This window comes from Burkholderia pulmonis (assembly GCF_984667975.1).
Genome location: NZ_OZ480186.1, coordinates 2,074,703 through 2,091,730, shown reverse-complemented (window position 1 = coordinate 2,091,730; position 17,028 = coordinate 2,074,703). Strand labels below are relative to the sequence as shown.

Annotated in this window: 14 protein-coding genes; 12 read left to right on the top strand and 2 right to left on the bottom strand. The window is 65.8% G+C overall.

Features of this window, described 5'->3' with window-relative positions; all coding sequences use genetic code 11:
- Positions 1–17 precede the first annotated feature (17 nt).
- From AC5LXK_RS09650 to AC5LXK_RS09595, 12 genes are all read left to right on the top strand, one after another.
- Positions 18–647, top strand: a complete 630-nt coding sequence (locus AC5LXK_RS09650) for a tetratricopeptide repeat protein (RefSeq protein WP_493388652.1) — start codon at positions 18–20, stop codon at positions 645–647.
- A 41-nt stretch (positions 648–688) separates the two neighbouring features.
- Positions 689–1,834: an outer membrane protein assembly factor BamB gene (gene bamB, locus AC5LXK_RS09645; RefSeq protein WP_493388651.1), complete on the top strand. Its 1,146-nt coding sequence runs from the start codon at positions 689–691 to the stop codon at positions 1,832–1,834.
- Between the two features lie 247 nt (positions 1,835–2,081).
- A complete protein-coding gene (der, locus tag AC5LXK_RS09640) occupies positions 2,082–3,419 on the top strand; it encodes a ribosome biogenesis GTPase Der (protein ID WP_493388650.1) in 1,338 nt (445 codons plus the stop codon).
- Positions 3,420–3,560: 141 nt separating this feature from the next.
- A complete protein-coding gene (gene hfq, locus AC5LXK_RS09635; protein ID WP_047901242.1) occupies positions 3,561–3,800 on the top strand; it encodes an RNA chaperone Hfq in 240 nt (79 codons plus the stop codon).
- A gap of 72 nt (positions 3,801–3,872) precedes the next feature.
- A complete protein-coding gene (gene hflX, locus AC5LXK_RS09630; RefSeq protein WP_493391212.1) occupies positions 3,873–5,048 on the top strand; it encodes a GTPase HflX in 1,176 nt (391 codons plus the stop codon).
- Between the two features lie 47 nt (positions 5,049–5,095).
- Complete coding sequence (gene hflK, locus AC5LXK_RS09625; RefSeq protein WP_493388649.1) at positions 5,096–6,445, top strand: FtsH protease activity modulator HflK; 1,350 nt, start codon at positions 5,096–5,098, stop codon at positions 6,443–6,445.
- A 15-nt stretch (positions 6,446–6,460) separates the two neighbouring features.
- Positions 6,461–7,360 (top strand): protease modulator HflC, encoded by a 900-nt coding sequence (gene hflC / locus AC5LXK_RS09620; protein ID WP_493388648.1) that lies wholly within the window; start codon positions 6,461–6,463, stop codon positions 7,358–7,360.
- 36 nt (positions 7,361–7,396) lie between these two features.
- On the top strand, positions 7,397–7,588 hold the full coding sequence (locus AC5LXK_RS09615; RefSeq protein ID WP_006478685.1) for a DUF2065 domain-containing protein: 192 nt from the start codon (positions 7,397–7,399) through the stop codon (positions 7,586–7,588).
- 101 nt (positions 7,589–7,689) lie between these two features.
- On the top strand, positions 7,690–8,838 hold the full coding sequence (locus AC5LXK_RS09610; protein WP_034181290.1) for an ATP phosphoribosyltransferase regulatory subunit: 1,149 nt from the start codon (positions 7,690–7,692) through the stop codon (positions 8,836–8,838).
- A 113-nt stretch (positions 8,839–8,951) separates the two neighbouring features.
- A complete protein-coding gene (locus AC5LXK_RS09605; RefSeq protein WP_493388647.1) occupies positions 8,952–10,298 on the top strand; it encodes an adenylosuccinate synthase in 1,347 nt (448 codons plus the stop codon).
- Positions 10,299–10,305: 7 nt separating this feature from the next.
- On the top strand, positions 10,306–10,902 hold the full coding sequence (locus AC5LXK_RS09600) for a phosphoribosyltransferase (protein ID WP_059234022.1): 597 nt from the start codon (positions 10,306–10,308) through the stop codon (positions 10,900–10,902).
- 274 nt (positions 10,903–11,176) lie between these two features.
- Complete coding sequence (locus tag AC5LXK_RS09595) at positions 11,177–13,093, top strand: potassium transporter Kup (RefSeq protein ID WP_493388646.1); 1,917 nt, start codon at positions 11,177–11,179, stop codon at positions 13,091–13,093.
- A 22-nt stretch (positions 13,094–13,115) separates the two neighbouring features.
- On the opposite strand, the gene AC5LXK_RS09590 is transcribed toward AC5LXK_RS09595, so the two are convergent.
- Both AC5LXK_RS09590 and AC5LXK_RS09585 read right to left on the bottom strand, forming a co-directional pair.
- Positions 13,116–14,141 (bottom strand): terpene synthase family protein, encoded by a 1,026-nt coding sequence (locus tag AC5LXK_RS09590; RefSeq protein ID WP_493388645.1) that lies wholly within the window; start codon positions 14,139–14,141, stop codon positions 13,116–13,118.
- A gap of 407 nt (positions 14,142–14,548) precedes the next feature.
- Entirely contained in the window at positions 14,549–16,873 is a 2,325-nt protein-coding gene (locus AC5LXK_RS09585; protein ID WP_493388644.1) for a Tex family protein, read from the bottom strand.
- Positions 16,874–17,028 lie beyond the last annotated feature (155 nt).

The following is a 17,028-nucleotide window of genomic DNA, read 5'->3' as shown; positions in this document are numbered from 1 at the left end:
GAAGGAATCGCTCGCCGATGAGTTATCACGACGAACAAGAATCGATTGAAAGTCTCAAGGCGTGGTGGGCCCGCTGGGGCAATCTCACCACGTGGATCGTGCTCGCGGCGCTCGTCGTCGCGGCCGGTTTCAACGGCTGGAATTACTGGCAGCGCCGTCAGGCCGCCGAGGCATCCGGGCTGTACGAGCAGGTGCAGAAGGCTGCCGCCGCGAACGACAAGGCGACGATGGCCCGCGCAGCCGGCGACATGGAAGACAAGTTCGGCAGCACGCCGTATGCGCAGATGACCGCGCTCGCGGCCGCGAAGACGCTGTACGCGGCCGGCGACACCGCAGGCGCGAAGGCGCAGCTGCAATGGGCCGTCGATCATGCCAAGGACGACGAGTACAAGCAGATCGCGAAGCTGCGTCTCGCGTCGCTGCTGCTCGACGAGAAGGCGTACGACGCGGGTCTCGCGCTGCTGTCGGGCACGCCGGTCGATGCATTCAAGGGCCTCGTGGCCGATCGTCGCGGCGATCTGCTCGCCGCGCAAGGCAAGACCGACGATGCGCGCGCCGCTTACAAGCTCGCGCTCGACGGCCTGTCGAAGGACGACCAGTCCGCCCGTCAGCTCGTGCAGTTCAAGCTGGACGCGCTCGGCGGCTGAATTCCGGTCCCCTCAACCTCTTAACTCTGCTTCGCTAACCGATGAATTTGCTGAAACGTTACGCTGTGCCCGTTGCCTGCGCGGCGGCTGTCCTCGCTTTGGCGGCCTGCTCGTCGTCGAAGGACGCGCGCCGCGTGCCGACGCCGCTCACCGAGTTCAAGCCTGTCATGGACGTGCAACAGGTCTGGAAGGCGAGCGTCGGCAAGGGCGGGCGCTACCTGTTCTCGCCGGTGGCCGTGGGCGACGCCGTCTATGCGGCGGGCGAAAACGGTTCGGTCGAGAAGATCGATGCGAAGACGGGCCAGACGCTCTGGCGCTCGAAGGTCGGTTCGGACCTGTCGGCCGGTGTCGGCAGCGACGGTAACCTGACCGCGGTCGGCGCGCTGAAGGGCGGCGTGTTCGTGCTGGGCCCGGACGGCAAGCAACTGTGGAAAACCTCGGTGCAGGGCGAGATCTTCTCGCCGCCGCTCGTCGGCAACGGTCTCGTGATCGTCCGCACGATCGACGGCCAGGTGATCGCGTTCAACGCGCAGACGGGCGAGCAGAAGTGGAACTACCGCAACCGCGCGGTGCCGCTGAACCTGCGCGTGTCGGCCGGCATGACGTTCGCGGGCGATGCGGCCGTGCTGGCGGGCTTCCCGGGCGGCGGTCTCATTGCGATCAACCTGCAGACGGGCGAGCCGTTCTGGCAGACTCCGGTATCGTTTCCGAAGGGCGTGACCGAAGTCGAGCGCATCAACGACGTCAGCGGCCCGCCGACGCTCGTGGGGGCGGAAGCCTGCGCGGTGACGTTCCAGGGTCAGCTCGGCTGTTTCGATGCGAACTCGGGCCGTCCGCTGTGGGAAAAGCCGTTCTCGAGCCGCAGCGGTCTGGCTCAGGACGATTCGGTGGTCGCAGGTGGCGACGACTGGTCGGTCGTGACCGCGTACGACGCGGCGACGGGCAACCAGCTGTGGCGCAACGACAAGCTGAAGAGCCGTGACGTCGGCGTGCCGTACCTGCTCGGGCACGCGGTCGTGATGGGCGATTACCAGGGCTTCGTGCACTTCCTGTCGCGTGAAGACGGCAGCTTCATCGCGCGGATGAAGACCGACGGCAGCGCGATTGCGGCAGCGCCGGTCCTCGCGGGCAATACGCTGGTCGTGCAGACGAAGGACGGCGGCCTGTACGGATTCCGTCCGCGCTGAAATGCAGGAAACATGCGCGGCCGCGGCGCGACGGGCTTGTCCCGCGCGCCGCGGCCGCGCGACTTGAAGGCGGCCGGTGCTCCCGGCCGCTCGGTATTTGAAAGGCAGTTCGAAACGAAAGACGACGGCGCGCAATGCGCGCCCGGCGCGCGCATCCGGCGCGGCGCGAATTCGTGATATTTTCATTCAGCGCAGCCGCCCGCAGCAGCGGGCCTCCCGCTGCTGCGCTTCACCGTAGAAAACACAGATGAAACCGGTCATTGCCCTCGTTGGGCGCCCCAATGTGGGGAAATCCACGCTGTTCAACCGGCTCACGCGCTCGCGCGATGCGCTGGTCGCCGACTTGCCCGGCCTGACGCGCGATCGCCATTACGGCGAAGGGCGCGTCGGCGAGCGGCCCTACCTGGTCGTCGATACGGGCGGCTTCGAGCCCGTCGCGAAGGACGGCATCCTGCACCAGATGGCGCGCCAGACGCGGCAGGCCGTCGAGGAAGCCGACGTCGTCGTGTTCATCGTCGACGGCCGCAACGGCCTTGCGCCGCAGGACAAGTCGATCGCCGACTACCTGCGCAAGACCGGACGGCCGATCTTCCTCGTCGTCAACAAGGCCGAGGGGATGAAATACACGGCCGTCGCGACGGACTTCTACGAGCTCGGGCTCGGCAACCCGCGTGCGATCTCGGCCGCGCACGGCGACGGCGTGACCGACATGATCAACGAGGCGCTGGAAGTCGCGTACGCGGGTCAGCCCGAGGAAGCGGACGAGAACGATCCGTCGCGCGGCATCAAGATCGCGATCGTCGGCCGTCCGAACGTCGGCAAGTCGACGCTCGTGAATGCGCTGATCGGCGAGGAGCGCGTGATCGCGTTCGACATGCCGGGTACGACGCGCGATTCGATCTACGTCGACTTCGAGCGGAGCGGCAAGAAATACACGCTGATCGACACCGCGGGCCTGCGGCGTCGCGGCAAGGTGTTCGAGGCGATCGAGAAATTCTCGGTCGTGAAGACGCTGCAGTCGATCTCGGATGCGAACGTCGTCATTCTCCTGCTGGATGCGCAACAGGACATCTCCGACCAGGACGCGCACATCGCCGGCTTCGTCGTCGAGCAGGGCCGTGCGCTCGTGATCGGCGTCAACAAGTGGGATGGCCTCGACGATCACGCGCGCGATCGTGCGAAAGCGGATTTGACCCGCAAGCTCAAATTCCTCGACTTCGCGAAATCGCATTACATTTCGGCCGCGAAGAAGACCGGCATCGGCGCACTGATGCGCTCCGTCGACGATGCGTACGCGGCGGCGATGGCGAAACTGCCGACGCCGAAGCTTACGCGCGCGCTGATCGAGGCCGTCGAGTTCCAGCAGCCGCGCCGTCGCGGCCCGGTGCGTCCGAAGCTGCGCTACGCGCACCAGGGCGGCCAGAATCCGCCGCTGATTGTCATCCACGGTAACGCGCTCGATGCGGTGACCGAAACGTACAAGCGTTACCTGGAAAACCGATTCCGCGAAACTTTCTCACTCACCGGGACTCCATTGCGCATAGAGTTCCGTTCGTCGAACAACCCGTACGCGGACAAGGGCTGAAGCACGTCCCGCAAGGGCTAGGCCGCATGGCCTACGCCCGGGCGGGGCAGGCAAAATCAGCTATAGTGTAGCGATTGGCGCCGGATCTCTTTTTCTTCGTCGCCAGTCCAGATCAACCTGCAAAAAAAGATGGAGTACGCCATGAGCAACAAAGGGCAATTGTTACAAGACCCGTTTTTGAACGCACTGCGCAAAGAGCACGTTCCCGTTTCGATTTACCTCGTCAACGGCATCAAGCTTCAAGGGAACATCGAATCGTTCGACCAGTACGTCGTGTTGCTCCGTAATACGGTGACCCAGATGGTTTACAAGCACGCCATCTCGACGGTCGTGCCGGCGCGCCCGGTGAATTTCCACCCGGACGCGGAAGCCACGTCCTAACCTATCGCAGCGGCCGGCATCCGGTCGCCGCGAGCGACCGATGCCAGCCGCCTTATCTTGACACCCGATAATTTGATCAACGCAGCGCTCGTCGGCATCGATTTCGGCAAGACCGATTTCGAAGCCAGTCTCGAAGAACTCAGTCTTCTCGCCTCCAGTGCGGGGGCCCGTCCCGCCGTCACCCTCACGGGTCGTCGTTCCAGCCCCGATGCCAAGATGTTCATCGGCAGCGGCAAAGCCGAAGAGTTGCGGCTTGCCTGCGACGCGCACAACGTCGAAATCGTCATCTTCAATCACGCACTGGCGCCCGCCCAGCAACGGAATCTGGAGCAGGCACTTAACAGGCGCGTGATCGATCGCACGAGTCTCATCCTCGACATCTTCGCGCAGCGCGCCCGCAGCCACGAAGGCAAGCTGCAGGTCGAGCTCGCACAGCTTCAATACCTGTCGACACGGCTCATTCGCGCGTGGACCCACCTTGAGCGGCAAAAAGGTGGTATCGGCCTGCGCGGCCCTGGCGAAACGCAGCTCGAAACCGACCGCCGGCTGATCGGCGAACGCATCAAGATGCTGAAGTCGCGGCTCGACCGGCTGCGCCGCCAGCACAGCACGCAGCGCCGGCAGCGCGCGCGCAGCGGCACGATGTCGGTGTCGCTCGTCGGCTATACGAACGCGGGCAAGTCGACGCTGTTCAATGCGCTGACGAAAGCGCAGGCCTACGCGGCCGACCAGCTGTTCGCCACGCTCGATACGACGTCGCGGCGCGTGTACCTCGGCGACGAGGTTGGCCAGATCGTCGTATCCGATACGGTCGGGTTCATCCGCGAGCTGCCTCACCAGCTCGTCGCGGCCTTCCGCGCGACCCTCGAGGAAACGATCCATGCGGATCTGCTGCTGCACGTGGTCGATGCGTCGAGCGCGGTCAGGCTCGAGCAGATCGAGCAGGTCAACGGCGTGCTGCACGAGATCGGCGCGGACACGATCCGGCAGGTGCTGGTGTTCAACAAGATCGACGCCGTGCCCGAGCTGGCGGCCCGGGGCGACGCGGTCGAGCGGGACGAATATGGTAATATTTCGCGCGTCTTTTTGAGCGCGCGCACCGGTCAGGGTCTTGATACGTTGCGCGCCGCCATCGCCGAGATCGCCTCCGCGGAACACCTCTCCAGCGCAACGTTATCCGACGGCGTGCTCGACGGCGCGTCCGCTGAACCACACGAAGACCACACGATCTCCGAACACGGGCGCTAACCGGTCCCGGCCGGTTCGCCGGCGTCTAATCTGGTGAACAAACTCTGGTGAACGAATACAACGAGCGGAGTACCTGGCGGCGGATGCGCGCCTTGCTGTCGATCAACGATCCCCGCTGGGGACGCGGCGAAGGCAATGGCAAGGACGGATCCCGTCCGCGTCCGAATGAATCGAAGCGCCCGCAAGGCGGCGGCGACGGCGATGGTCCGCCTGATCTCGACGAGATGTGGCGCAACTTCAACCGGCGCCTGAGCGGCCTTTTTGGCGGCAAGGGCGGCAACGGCTTCCGTCCCGACAACGGGCGGGCCGCACGCGTCGGCGTCGGCATCGTGATCGGCGTGCTGGTCGCGGTCTATGCGGGCAGCGGGCTGTTCGTCGTGCAGGAAGGCCAGACGGGCGTCGTGCTGCAGCTGGGCAAGCTGTCGGGCACGGTCGGCCAGGGCGTGCACTGGCGCCCGCCGTATCCGTTCGCGTCGCACGAGATCGTCGACACGTCGCAGGTCCGCTCGATCGAGATCGGCCGCAACAATGTCGTGCGCCTCGCGAACGTGAAGGAAGCCGCGATGCTGACGCGCGACGCCGACATCGTCGACGTGCGCTTCATCGTCCAATACCGGATCCGTTCCGCTACCGACTACCTGTTCCGCAGCATCGATCCCGAGCGCAGCGTTTCGCAGGCCGCGCAGGCCGCGGTGCGCGCGATCGTCGGTACGCGCAGCGCGGCCGACATGCTGAACCAGGACCGCGACGCGCTGCGCGAGCAGCTTTCCACCGCGATCCAGCGCGATCTCGATCGCTACCAGTCGGGCCTCGAAGTGACGGCCGTCACGATGCAGAGCGTCGCGGCGCCGGAGCAGACGCAGGCAGCCTACGCCGAAGTCGCGAAGGCGCGCGACGAGCGCGAGGCCGCGAAGCGTGCCGCGCAGGCGTATGCAACCGACCTGCTGCCGAAGGCGCAGGGCGATGCCGCGAAGCTCGTCGACGAAGCGAAGGCATATTCCGATCGCGTGGTCACGGAAGCCGAAGGCGACGCCGACCGCTTCAAGCAGGTCTACGCGCAGTACTCGAAGGCGCCCGCGGTGATCCGCGAGCGGATGTACCTCGAGACGATGCAGGAAATCTATTCGAACGCGACGAAGGTGTTCGTCGGCAACAAGGGTGGCAACAGCGTCGTGTACCTGCCGCTCGACAAGCTCGTCGAGCAGGGGCGGCAAAATGCCGCGGCGTCGACCGGTGCATCCGCGCCCGATGCGGCGTCCGCACCGGCAGCCGCTGCGCCGTCGGCAGCTGCAGCCGCGCCCGCGAGTGCCGCACCGGCCGTCACGGCATCGACCGCCGATGTGCTGCGATCGCGCGAAGCGTTTCGCAGCCGGTCGCGCGAAGACGACACGAAGTAACGGAGAGCGCAGAACATGAACCGAATCATTGCGCTCGTCGTCGCAATCGTGATCGTTGCCTTCGCGGCGTCCTCGACGGTCCTCACCGTCGATCCGCGCCATGCGGCCGTGCTGTCCGGGCGCGACGGCGCACAGCCCGAACTCGCGGGCCCCGGCATCCATTTCAAGCTGCCGCCGCCGTTGCAGACGGCCACGCTGATCGATACGCGCCTGCAGTCGCTCGAGTCGTCCGATCCGCTGCAGCTGGCAACCGAAGACAGGCACGACCTGCTCGTCGCGTATGCGGTGAAGTACCGGATCAGCGATCCGATGAAATATTTCACGGCGACGGGCGGCGACCCGGCAGCGGCCACCGAGCGTCTGTCCGGCGCGCTGAAGAGTGCACTCGGCGACGCGTTCGGCAAGCGCACGCTCGACGATGCCCTCGGCGGTCAGCGCGCGATTGCCGATGCGGCGCGCGATGCGGTGAAGGCGACGGCGTCCGGTTTCGGTGTCGACGTGGTCGACGTCCAGCTGACGCGTGTCGACTTGCCGGCTGCGCAGACGGACGCCGTCTATCAACGGATGATCGGCGCGCTGCGCGACCAGGCCACGCAGGTGCGCGCGGAAGGCGCGGCCGACGTCGAGCAGATCAAGGCCGATGCCGAACGCGAACAGCAGGCCGTGCTCGCGAACGCGTACAAGTCGGCACAGACGATCAAGGGCGAGGGCGACGCGAAGGCCGCGACGATTGCCGCCGACGCATTCGGCCGCGATCCGCAGTTCTACCAGTTCTACGCGAGCCTGCAGGCCTACCGGAACACGTTCAAGCGCAACGACATCATCGTCGTCGATCCCGACAGCGAATTCTTCCGCTTCATGCGCAGCCCGACGGGCGGTGCCGCACCGGCGGCGCCTGCTCCCCGCAAACATTGACCTTGGGGCGCCGCGTCGAGCGGCGCCGTCGCTCGCATGGACCTGGCTGGCTCGTTGTTGCTCGCAGTAGCGCTGATGCTGATCATCGAGGGGGCGTTCCCCTTTGTGTTTCCCGTCGCCTGGCGCGACACGTTTCGTAGAATAGCTGAGCGGCCGCCGCATCATATCCGGATCGGCGGGCTGATCGTGATGGTGCTCGGGCTCGTACTCCTGCTGCTCGCCACCTGATCCGGACTGCGCATCCGCGGTCCGTTCCGCCCGATTCCGAAGTTCCGATTCAACTTGCGGCGCGCGTATCGCGCGCCGTTTCCCGTCGTAGGACCGTACCGATGTCGACCTGGTTACTTCCCGAGAATATCGCCGACGTACTGCCGTCGGAAGCGCGCAAGATCGAGGAGCTGCGTCGCAGGCTGCTCGACCGCTTCCGTTCGTACGGCTACGAAATGGTGATGCCGCCGCTGCTCGAGTATCTCGAGTCGCTGCTGACGAGCGGTGGCGCCGACCTGCGCCTGCGCACCTTCAAGCTGGTCGACCAGCTGTCGGGCCGCACGCTCGGCCTGCGCGCGGACATCACGCCGCAGGTTGCACGGATCGACGCGCACCTGTTGAATCGTCAGGGCGTGACGCGCCTCTGCTATGCGGGCCACGTGATGCATACGCGTCCGCGCGGCCTGCATGCGACGCGCGAGCAGATCCAGATCGGCGCCGAAATCTACGGGCATGCCGGGCTGGAAGCCGATCTCGAGATCCAGCAATTGATGCTCGACGCGCTGCATCTCGCGGGCCTGTCGCGCATCCGTCTCGACCTCGGTCACGCGGGCGTGCTCGCGGCGCTGCTGGCGCGCGACGCGCAGGCCGCCGAGCGCGGCGAGTCGCTGTACGACGCGCTGTCGGGCAAGGACGTGCCGCTGCTGAACGAACTCACCGACGATCTCGGCGCCGATACGCGCGCCGCGCTGCGCGCGCTGCCGAGCCTGTACGGCGACGCGAGCGTGCTCGCCGAGGCGCGCGCACGCTTGCCGGTGCTGCCCGAAATCACGCGGGCGCTCGACGATCTGGCGCAGCTCGCGGCCCAGGCGAAGGGCGCCGAAGTGGCGATCGACCTCGCCGACCTGCGCGGCTACGCGTACCACAGCGGTGCAATGTTCAGCGCATACATCGACGGCGTGCCGAACGCGATCGCGCGCGGCGGCCGTTACGACCACGTGGGGCAGGCGTATGGCCGCGCCCGTCCGGCAACGGGCTTCTCGCTCGACCTGCGCGAGCTCGCACGGATTTCGCCGGTCGAGGCGCGCGGCACCGCGATTCTCGCGCCGTGGGCGCAGGACGACGCGCTGGGTGCAGCCGTCGCGGCGCTGCGCGATGCGGGCGAGGTCGTGATCCAGGCGCTGCCGGGCCACGACCACGTGCTCGACGAATTCGCATGCGATCGTTCGCTCGTCGAGCGCAACGGCGCATGGGTGGTCGAACCCCGATAAACAGGCGTTCGCGGGCCGTGCTTCGGCGTGCATATCGTTGAAGCGAAACGGAAAAATTCGGAATCGCCCGCGAACATAGGTAGAATACGTTTTTAACCAGCTAACGAATCAACATGTCTGCCAGCGCAGTGAACGTGACTCCCGGGCGCAATGTCGTCGTCGTGGGAACGCAATGGGGTGATGAAGGCAAGGGCAAGATCGTCGACTGGCTGACGGACCACGCTCAGGGCGTCGTGCGTTTCCAGGGCGGTCACAACGCCGGCCACACCCTCATCATCGGCGGCAAGAAAACGATCTTGCGCCTCATTCCGTCGGGCATCATGCGTGAAGGCGTCGCCTGCTACATCGGCAACGGCGTCGTCCTGTCCCCCGAAGCACTGTTCAAGGAAATCGGCGAGCTCGAAGAAGCCGGCGTGAACGTACGCGACCGTCTGTTCATCTCCGAAGCCACGACGCTGATCCTGCCGTACCACATTGCGATCGACCAGGCGCGCGAAGCGCGCAAGGGCGCGGGCAAGATCGGCACGACGGGCCGCGGCATCGGCCCCGCGTACGAAGACAAGGTCGGCCGCCGCGCGCTGCGCGTGCAGGACCTGTTCGATGCGAAGACCTTCGCCGACCGCCTGCGCGAAAACCTCGATTTCCACAACTTCGTGCTGACGCAGTACCTGGGCGCCGCAGCCGTCGACTTCCAGGCCACGCTCGACACGATGCTCGGCTACGCCGACCGCCTGAAGCCGATGGTGGCGGACGTATCGCGCCGTCTGTACGACGCAAACAACGCGGGCCAGAACCTGCTGTTCGAAGGCGCGCAAGGCACGCTGCTCGACATCGATCACGGCACCTATCCGTTCGTCACGTCGAGCAACTGCGTCGCGGGCGCGGCGTCGGCCGGCGCGGGCGTCGGTCCGCAGAAGCTCAACTACATCCTCGGCATCACGAAGGCGTATTGCACGCGCGTCGGTTCGGGCCCGTTCCCGAGCGAGCTGTACGATGCGGACAATCCGCAGCGTCAGGATCAGGTCGGCGTCACGCTCGCGAACGTCGGCAAGGAATTCGGTTCGGTCACCGGCCGTCCGCGCCGCACGGGCTGGCTTGACGCAGCTGCGCTGCGCCGCTCGATCCAGATCAACGGCGTGTCGGGCCTGTGCATGACGAAGCTCGACGTGCTCGACGGCCTCGACGAAGTCAAGCTGTGCGTCGGTTACAAGATCGACGGCAAGGATGTCGACATCCTGCCGCGCGGCGCAGCCGATGTGGCGCGTTGCGAGCCCGTGTACGAAACGTTCCCCGGCTGGAAGGAAAGCACGGTTGGCATCAAGACGTGGGACGCGCTGCCGGCGAACGCGCAGGCATACCTGACCCGCGTCCAGGAAGTGGCTGGCGTGCCGGTCGACATGGTGTCGACGGGCCCGGACCGCGACGAAACGATCCTGCTCCGCCATCCGTTCAAGGTGTAATTTCCAGATGACGCAGCAAATTTCGATGACGGCGGCAGATTTGATGACCGATCCGCGCAACGACGACAAGAACCTGTGGGTAGGCTGGGACGAGTATCACCGTCTGATCGAGCTGCTCGCGCTCCAGGTGCACGCTTCGGGCTGGAAGTTCGACCAGATCCTGTGCCTCGCGCGCGGCGGCCTGCGTGTCGGCGATCAGCTGTCGCGCATCTACGACGTGCCGCTCGCGATTCTCGCGACGAGCTCGTACCGAGAAGCGGCCGGCACCGAGCAGGGTGAGCTCGACATCGCGCAGTACATCACGATGACGCGCGGCAACCTCGCGGGCAATGTGCTGCTGGTCGACGATCTCGTCGATTCGGGCGTCACGCTCGCACGCGTGCAGGAGCACCTGAAGGAGCGCTATCCGTCCGTGACGGCCGTGCGTTCGGCCGTGCTCTGGTACAAGGGCTGCTCGAAGGTCAAGCCCGACTATCACACGCAGTTCCTGCCGACGAATCCGTGGATTCACCAGCCGTTCGAGGAGTGGGACACGGTTCGTCCGCACAACCTCGAGGCGTGGATCAAGCGCGGTCGCGCGCAGCGCGACGGTTCGGGCGCGTAAGCGCCCGGCCGATCGAAGGAAAGCCTTGTACGGCGCCGCTTGCGGCGCCGTTTTTTATTGGCGTGACGGGTACGCCGGGAGGTGCGCTCCGCGGATCCGGTAGGCAGACGGCGCGGCCCCGGCTATGATGGCAGCCCTGCCACAGCTCGCGCCGGATTGCATGCGCAGCGTGGATCACGTGGTTCCAAGGCAACAGAGCAGGGCGGCGTTTCACGGGGGCGCGAGTAGAATAGCGCTCGTTTTGTCCGACCCGGACCCGATTATTACGCTTCATATGAACGACACGATCCACGCGACCAACGCCGCACACGCGCCGCATTCGACGCAACAACACTCGATGCGGGCGCTAGCGATAGCAGCCATCGGCGTCGTGTTCGGCGACATCGGCACCAGCCCGCTGTATTCGCTGAAAGAGGCGTTCAGCCCCGCACACGGCATTCCGCTGACCGAAGGGTCGATTCTCGGCGTGATCTCGCTGCTGTTCTGGGCAATCATCCTGGTGGTCGGCGTCAAGTACCTGCTGTTCGTGATGCGGGCCGACAACAACGGCGAAGGCGGCGTGCTCGCGCTGATGGCGCTGTCGCTGCGGCCGCTCGACTCGAAGACCCGCGTCGCGGGCGCGCTGATGGCGCTCGGGATCTTCGGGGCGTGCATGTTCTACGGGGATGCGGTCATCACGCCGGCGATCTCGGTGATGTCGGCCGTCGAAGGTCTCGAGATCGCGACGCCGCACCTGTCCCATCTCGTGCTGCCGATCACGATCGTGATCCTGATCGCGCTGTTCTGGATCCAGCGTCACGGCACTGCACTGGTCGGCAAGCTGTTCGGCCCGATCATGGTGCTGTGGTTCATCGTGATCGCGGCGCTCGGCGTGTACCACATCGTGCGCGTGCCGGGCATCATGGCGGCGATCAACCCGTACTACGCGGCATCGTTCATGGCCGACCACCTGCTGCAGGCCTATGTCGTGCTCGGCTCAGTCGTGCTGGTGCTGACCGGTGCGGAAGCGCTCTACGCGGACATGGGCCACTTTGGTGCGAAGCCGATCCGGATCGCCGCGTACGGGCTCGTGATGCCGTCGCTCGTGCTGAACTACTTCGGCCAGGGCGCGCTGCTGATCCAGAACCCGAAAGCGATCGAGAACCCGTTCTTCCTGCTGGCGCCCGAATGGGGGCTGCTGCCGCTCGTCGTGCTGTCGACGGTCGCAACCGTGATCGCGTCGCAGGCCGTGATTTCGGGCGCGTATTCGCTGACGTCGCAGGCGATCCAGCTCGGCTACGTGCCGCGCATGAAGGTGCTGCATACGTCCGAACTTGCGATCGGCCAGATCTACGTGCCGGTCGTGAACTGGCTGCTGCTGTTCGTGATCCTCTGCATCGTGGTCGGCTTCAAGAGCTCCGACAACCTCGCGGCCGCATACGGCATCGCGGTGACGGCGACGATGGTGATCACGACCGTGCTCGCATGCGTCGTGATGGTGAAGGTGTGGAACTGGAACCGGCTGCTGGTCGGCGCGATCATCGCGGTGTTCCTCGCGATCGATCTCGGCTTCTTCGGCGCGAACCTGTTGAAGGTCGCGCAAGGCGGCTGGCTGCCGCTCGGCATCGGCGCGTTGCTGTTCTTCCTGCTGATGACCTGGTACAAGGGGCGTCACATCGTGAAGGAGCGCACGGCGGCCGACGGTATTCCGCTGGAGCCGTTCCTGCAGGGGCTGCTCGCGCATCCGCCGCATCGCGTGTCGGGTACGGCGATCTACCTGACCGGCAACGACAAGCTCGTGCCCGTCAGCCTGCTGCACAACCTGAAGCACAACAAGGTGCTGCACGAGCGGACCATTTTCCTGACGTTCGTCACGCGCGACATTCCTTACGTGCGCGACGACAAGCGCCAGACCTCGCGCGATGCGGGCGGCGGCCTGTACATCGTGAAGGCCGAATACGGCTTCAACGAGACGCCGGACGTGAAGGCCGTGCTCGAGGAATTCGGTCGTTCGCACGACATGACGTTCGAGCTGATGGACACGTCGTTCTTCCTCGCGCGCGAAACGGTCGTACCGACGCATTTGCCCGGTATGTCGATCTGGCGCGAACGCGTGTTCGCGTGGATGCACCAGAACGCCGCGAAACCGACCGACTTCTTCTCGATTCCGGCGAACCGCGTCGTCGAGCTCGGTACGAAGATCGAGATCTGACCGGATGCGGCGCGCGGGCCGTTCAGCCGCGCGCCGCGTTTTCCGACAGCGCGATCGCGCCGCGATCGTCCGAATCGCGCACCGCGAACGCAGCCGCATAGCGCTGCGTGTCCCGCGTCACCCAATCCAGATAGCCGCGTATCCAGTACCGGTAGCCGTCGACGAGGCCGCGCACGCGCGAGTCGGCGTGTTGCACCAGCGCGTCGGCGCACTGCACGAACTCGCCGATCTCGGCGCGCACGCGGGCGGCCGTGTAGTCGACGCCGGTCTGCAGCGAATGACCGCGCGCCGCGTGGACCATCACCATGTTCCGGAGCTGGCCCGGTTGGCGTGCTTCGACACCGATACTCTGGACGTCGTTGCTCCAGGAGGCGATATGGTTTGCGTGGCGGCCCAGTGCCTGGATGTCGGGCCGGTGAAACGTGTCGGGCGGGACGGCGCCGGAATTGGCCACGTCCGCCAGCGCCAGGCACGGATTCATGCCGCTCGTGTGGCGCCGGATCGTTTCGTACTGCGTCACGGCGACCGGCTCGACCTTCAGGTGGCCGAGGACCTGCAATCCGGCGGTGGTGGCCCACAGGCGCATCCCTTGCGCGAAGCGCGCGAAATGCTCGGCGGACAGCCGCGCGCGCAGGCGCTGGCACACGTCGAACCACGCCCGCTCGCCGTAGACCGGCTGCGGGCTCGTGCATTCGTAATCGAGCACGTCGATCATCGCGGTCAGGTTGCGCAGCGTATCGGGGCCGACCGGCTCCACGCGATCGACGAACAGGTCGTCGGCGAGAAAGAACCACACGAAATAATCGGCAAGCGCCTGCAGCAGAGAAGGGTCGGCGTTCGGATAACAGCGCGCGGCGAGCCAGCCGTATCGGGTGCGGACGACGCGCTCCCGATGGGCGTCGGACACGAGCAGGCCGTATGCGTCGGCCCATTCGAGCATGCGTGATTCGATCCGCTCGACGTGCGGCGAACAGGCGCCGGCCCACGGCACATCGAAAACGGGAATGCGCAATGCGGCCAGTTCGGTTTCCAGATCATCTGCTTTCATGATTCCCCGATCCATTGATGCGAATCCGAACCGGCTCGGTTGCCGAAGCGGATTCCGGATTTCATGTGCCGCGAATCGACTGCGTAAAGTGGTGCTGAAAGTCGGGAAGCCTGACACTCGCGGCGTAAGCGATTGCCGCGGGGAACGCTGTTGGCGATCGGAAAGGTCGGTGCGCCTGTGGAGCGCGTTGAAATAACGTTCGCGAATTTATTTTATGTGTGGTTTCAGAAGCGTCAAGAAAATGCACGCCATTACGCGAATTGTTTAATTCGCCGATCGGAAGCGGGGAAATGGTGACGAAATCGCACCTATCCGGCTTTCATCCGGCGTCTTGAGACTTTGTGTCGACGGAATAAAAAAGCCCGCCTTGCGGCGGGCTTTCTTGTGTATCGGCGATTTTCGCGTGTTCAGCGCTTCAGTTTCGCGAATGCCGCGGCCATCGCACCGGCCGGTTCCGGCTCACGCGAACGCTGCGGGCGGGCGGCGCCGCGCCCCGCGTTGCCGCGATCCTGGCTGCTACGCGACGACATGCCGGGCGCTGCCGCGTCGTCGTCGAGGCGCATCGTCAGCGCAATGCGCTGGCGCTTCACGTCGACGTCGAGCACCTTCACCTTGACGACCTGGCCGGCCTTCACGACTTCGTGAGGATCCTTGATGAACTTCGTCGACATCGCGGACACGTGAACGAGGCCGTCCTGATGCACGCCGATATCCACGAACGCGCCGAATGCGGCGACGTTCGTCACGACGCCTTCGAGCGTCATGCCCGGCACGAGATCCGAGACTTTCTCGACGCCTTCGCGGAACGTCGCGGTCTTGAATTCCGGGCGCGGATCGCGGCCCGGCTTCTCCAGTTCGGACAGGATGTCGCGAACGGTCGGCAGGCCGAAACGTTCGTCAACAAACTCCGTCGGGGACAGGCCCGACAGCGCTTCGCGGTTGCCGAGCACGTCGTCGATGCGCTTGCTGATCTTCGCGAGCATCCGCTCGACGACCGGATACGCTTCCGGGTGCACCGACGAGCGATCGAGCGGATTCTCGCCGCCGTTGATGCGCAGGAAGCCGGCGGCCTGCTCGAAGGTCTTGTCGCCGAGGCGCGGCACCTTGCGCAGGTGCTCGCGCGACGGGAACGGGCCGTTCGCATCGCGGTAGTCGACGATGTTGCGCGCGAGCGTCGCGTTCAGGCCCGACACGCGGGCGAGCAGCGGAGCCGACGCGGTGTTCGCGTCGACGCCGACCGCGTTCACGCAATCCTCGACGACGGCGTCGAGCGAGCGGGCGAGTTCGCGCTGGTTCACGTCGTGCTGGTACTGGCCGACGCCGATCGCCTTCGGCTCGATCTTCACGAGCTCGGCGAGCGGATCCTGCAGGCGGCGTGCGATCGACACGGCGCCGCGCAGCGACACGTCGAGTTCCGGGAATTCCTTCGCGGCCAGCTCGGACGCCGAGTAGACCGATGCGCCGGCTTCCGACACGACGATCTTCTGCAGGCGCAGCTCCGGATGCTTCGCGATCAGTTCGCTCGCGAGCTTGTCGGTTTCGCGCGACGCGGTGCCGTTGCCGATGCTGATCAGCTCGGCCTGCGTCTGCGCGGCGATGCGTGCGAGTTTAGCGATCGAGCCGTCCCAGTCGCGACGCGGCTCGTGCGGGTAGATCGTGTCGGTCGCGAGCACCTTGCCGGTACGGTCGACGACCGCGACCTTCACGCCCGTGCGCAGGCCGGGGTCGAGGCCGATCACGGCCTTCGGGCCGGCCGGCGCAGCCAGCAGCAGGTCGTTCAGGTTGCGCGCGAACACGCGGATCGCCTCGGCTTCAGCCGTTTCGCGCAGTTGCGTGAGCAGTTCGTTCTCGATATGCGGCTGCACCTTCACGCGCCAGCACCAGCGGCAGGCGTCGGACAGCCATTTGTCGGCCGGGCGGTTCTGGTTCGCGATGCCGAAATGGCGCGCGATCATCGCCTCGCCGGGGTGCGGCACCTGTGCGTCGAGTTCTTCGCCGAGGCCGAGCTTGACCGTCAGCACGCCGGCGTTGCGGCCGCGGAACAGCGCGAGCGCACGGTGCGACGGCACGGTCTTGATCGTTTCCGCGTAGTCGTAATAGTCGCGGAATTTCTCGCCTTCCTCGTTTTCCTTGCCCTCGACGACAGCCGACGACACGACGCCCTGGTTGTGCAGGTAGTCGCGCAGCTTGCCGAGCAATTCGGCCGTCTCGCCGAACTGTTCGGACAGGATGTCGCGTGCGCCGTCGAGCGCCGCTTTCACGTCGGCAACGCCCTTGTCGGCGTCGACGTACGCGGCCGCCTCGGCCTGCGGGTCGAGCAGCGGGTTCGCGAGCAGCGCCTGCGCGAGCGGCTCGAGACCGGCTTCGCGGGCGATCTGCGCGCGCGTGCGGCGCTTCGGCTTGTACGGCAGATAAAGGTCTTCGAGCACCTGCTTGCTGTCGGCTGCGTCGATCGCGGCACGCAGCTCGTCGGTCAGCTTGCCCTGCTCGTCGATGCTCGACAGGATTGTCGCGCGGCGATCCTCGAGCTCGCGCAGATACAGGAGGCGTTCCTCGAGCTGGCGCAACTGCGTGTCGTCCAGGTTGCCGGTCACTTCCTTGCGGTACCGGGCAATGAACGGAACGGTCGAGCCTTCGTCGAGGAGTTGCACGGCCGCCGCGACCTGGCGCGGCTGGACGGACAGTTCGGTTGCGATGCGCTGTACGATCTTGAGTGCTACGGTTTCCGTCATGTCGTGGATGGTCTATCTGCCTGCTGAAATCGCGGCGAGGGCCGGCAGGCCCGGAGCGGCGGGCTGCGTGGCGGGCCCGGCGGGCCGGATGCCGCGGGTGAGTGAAGCGGGGCATTTTGCCATAAATGGCAGAGCGTCCAGCCGGGGGTGATAGA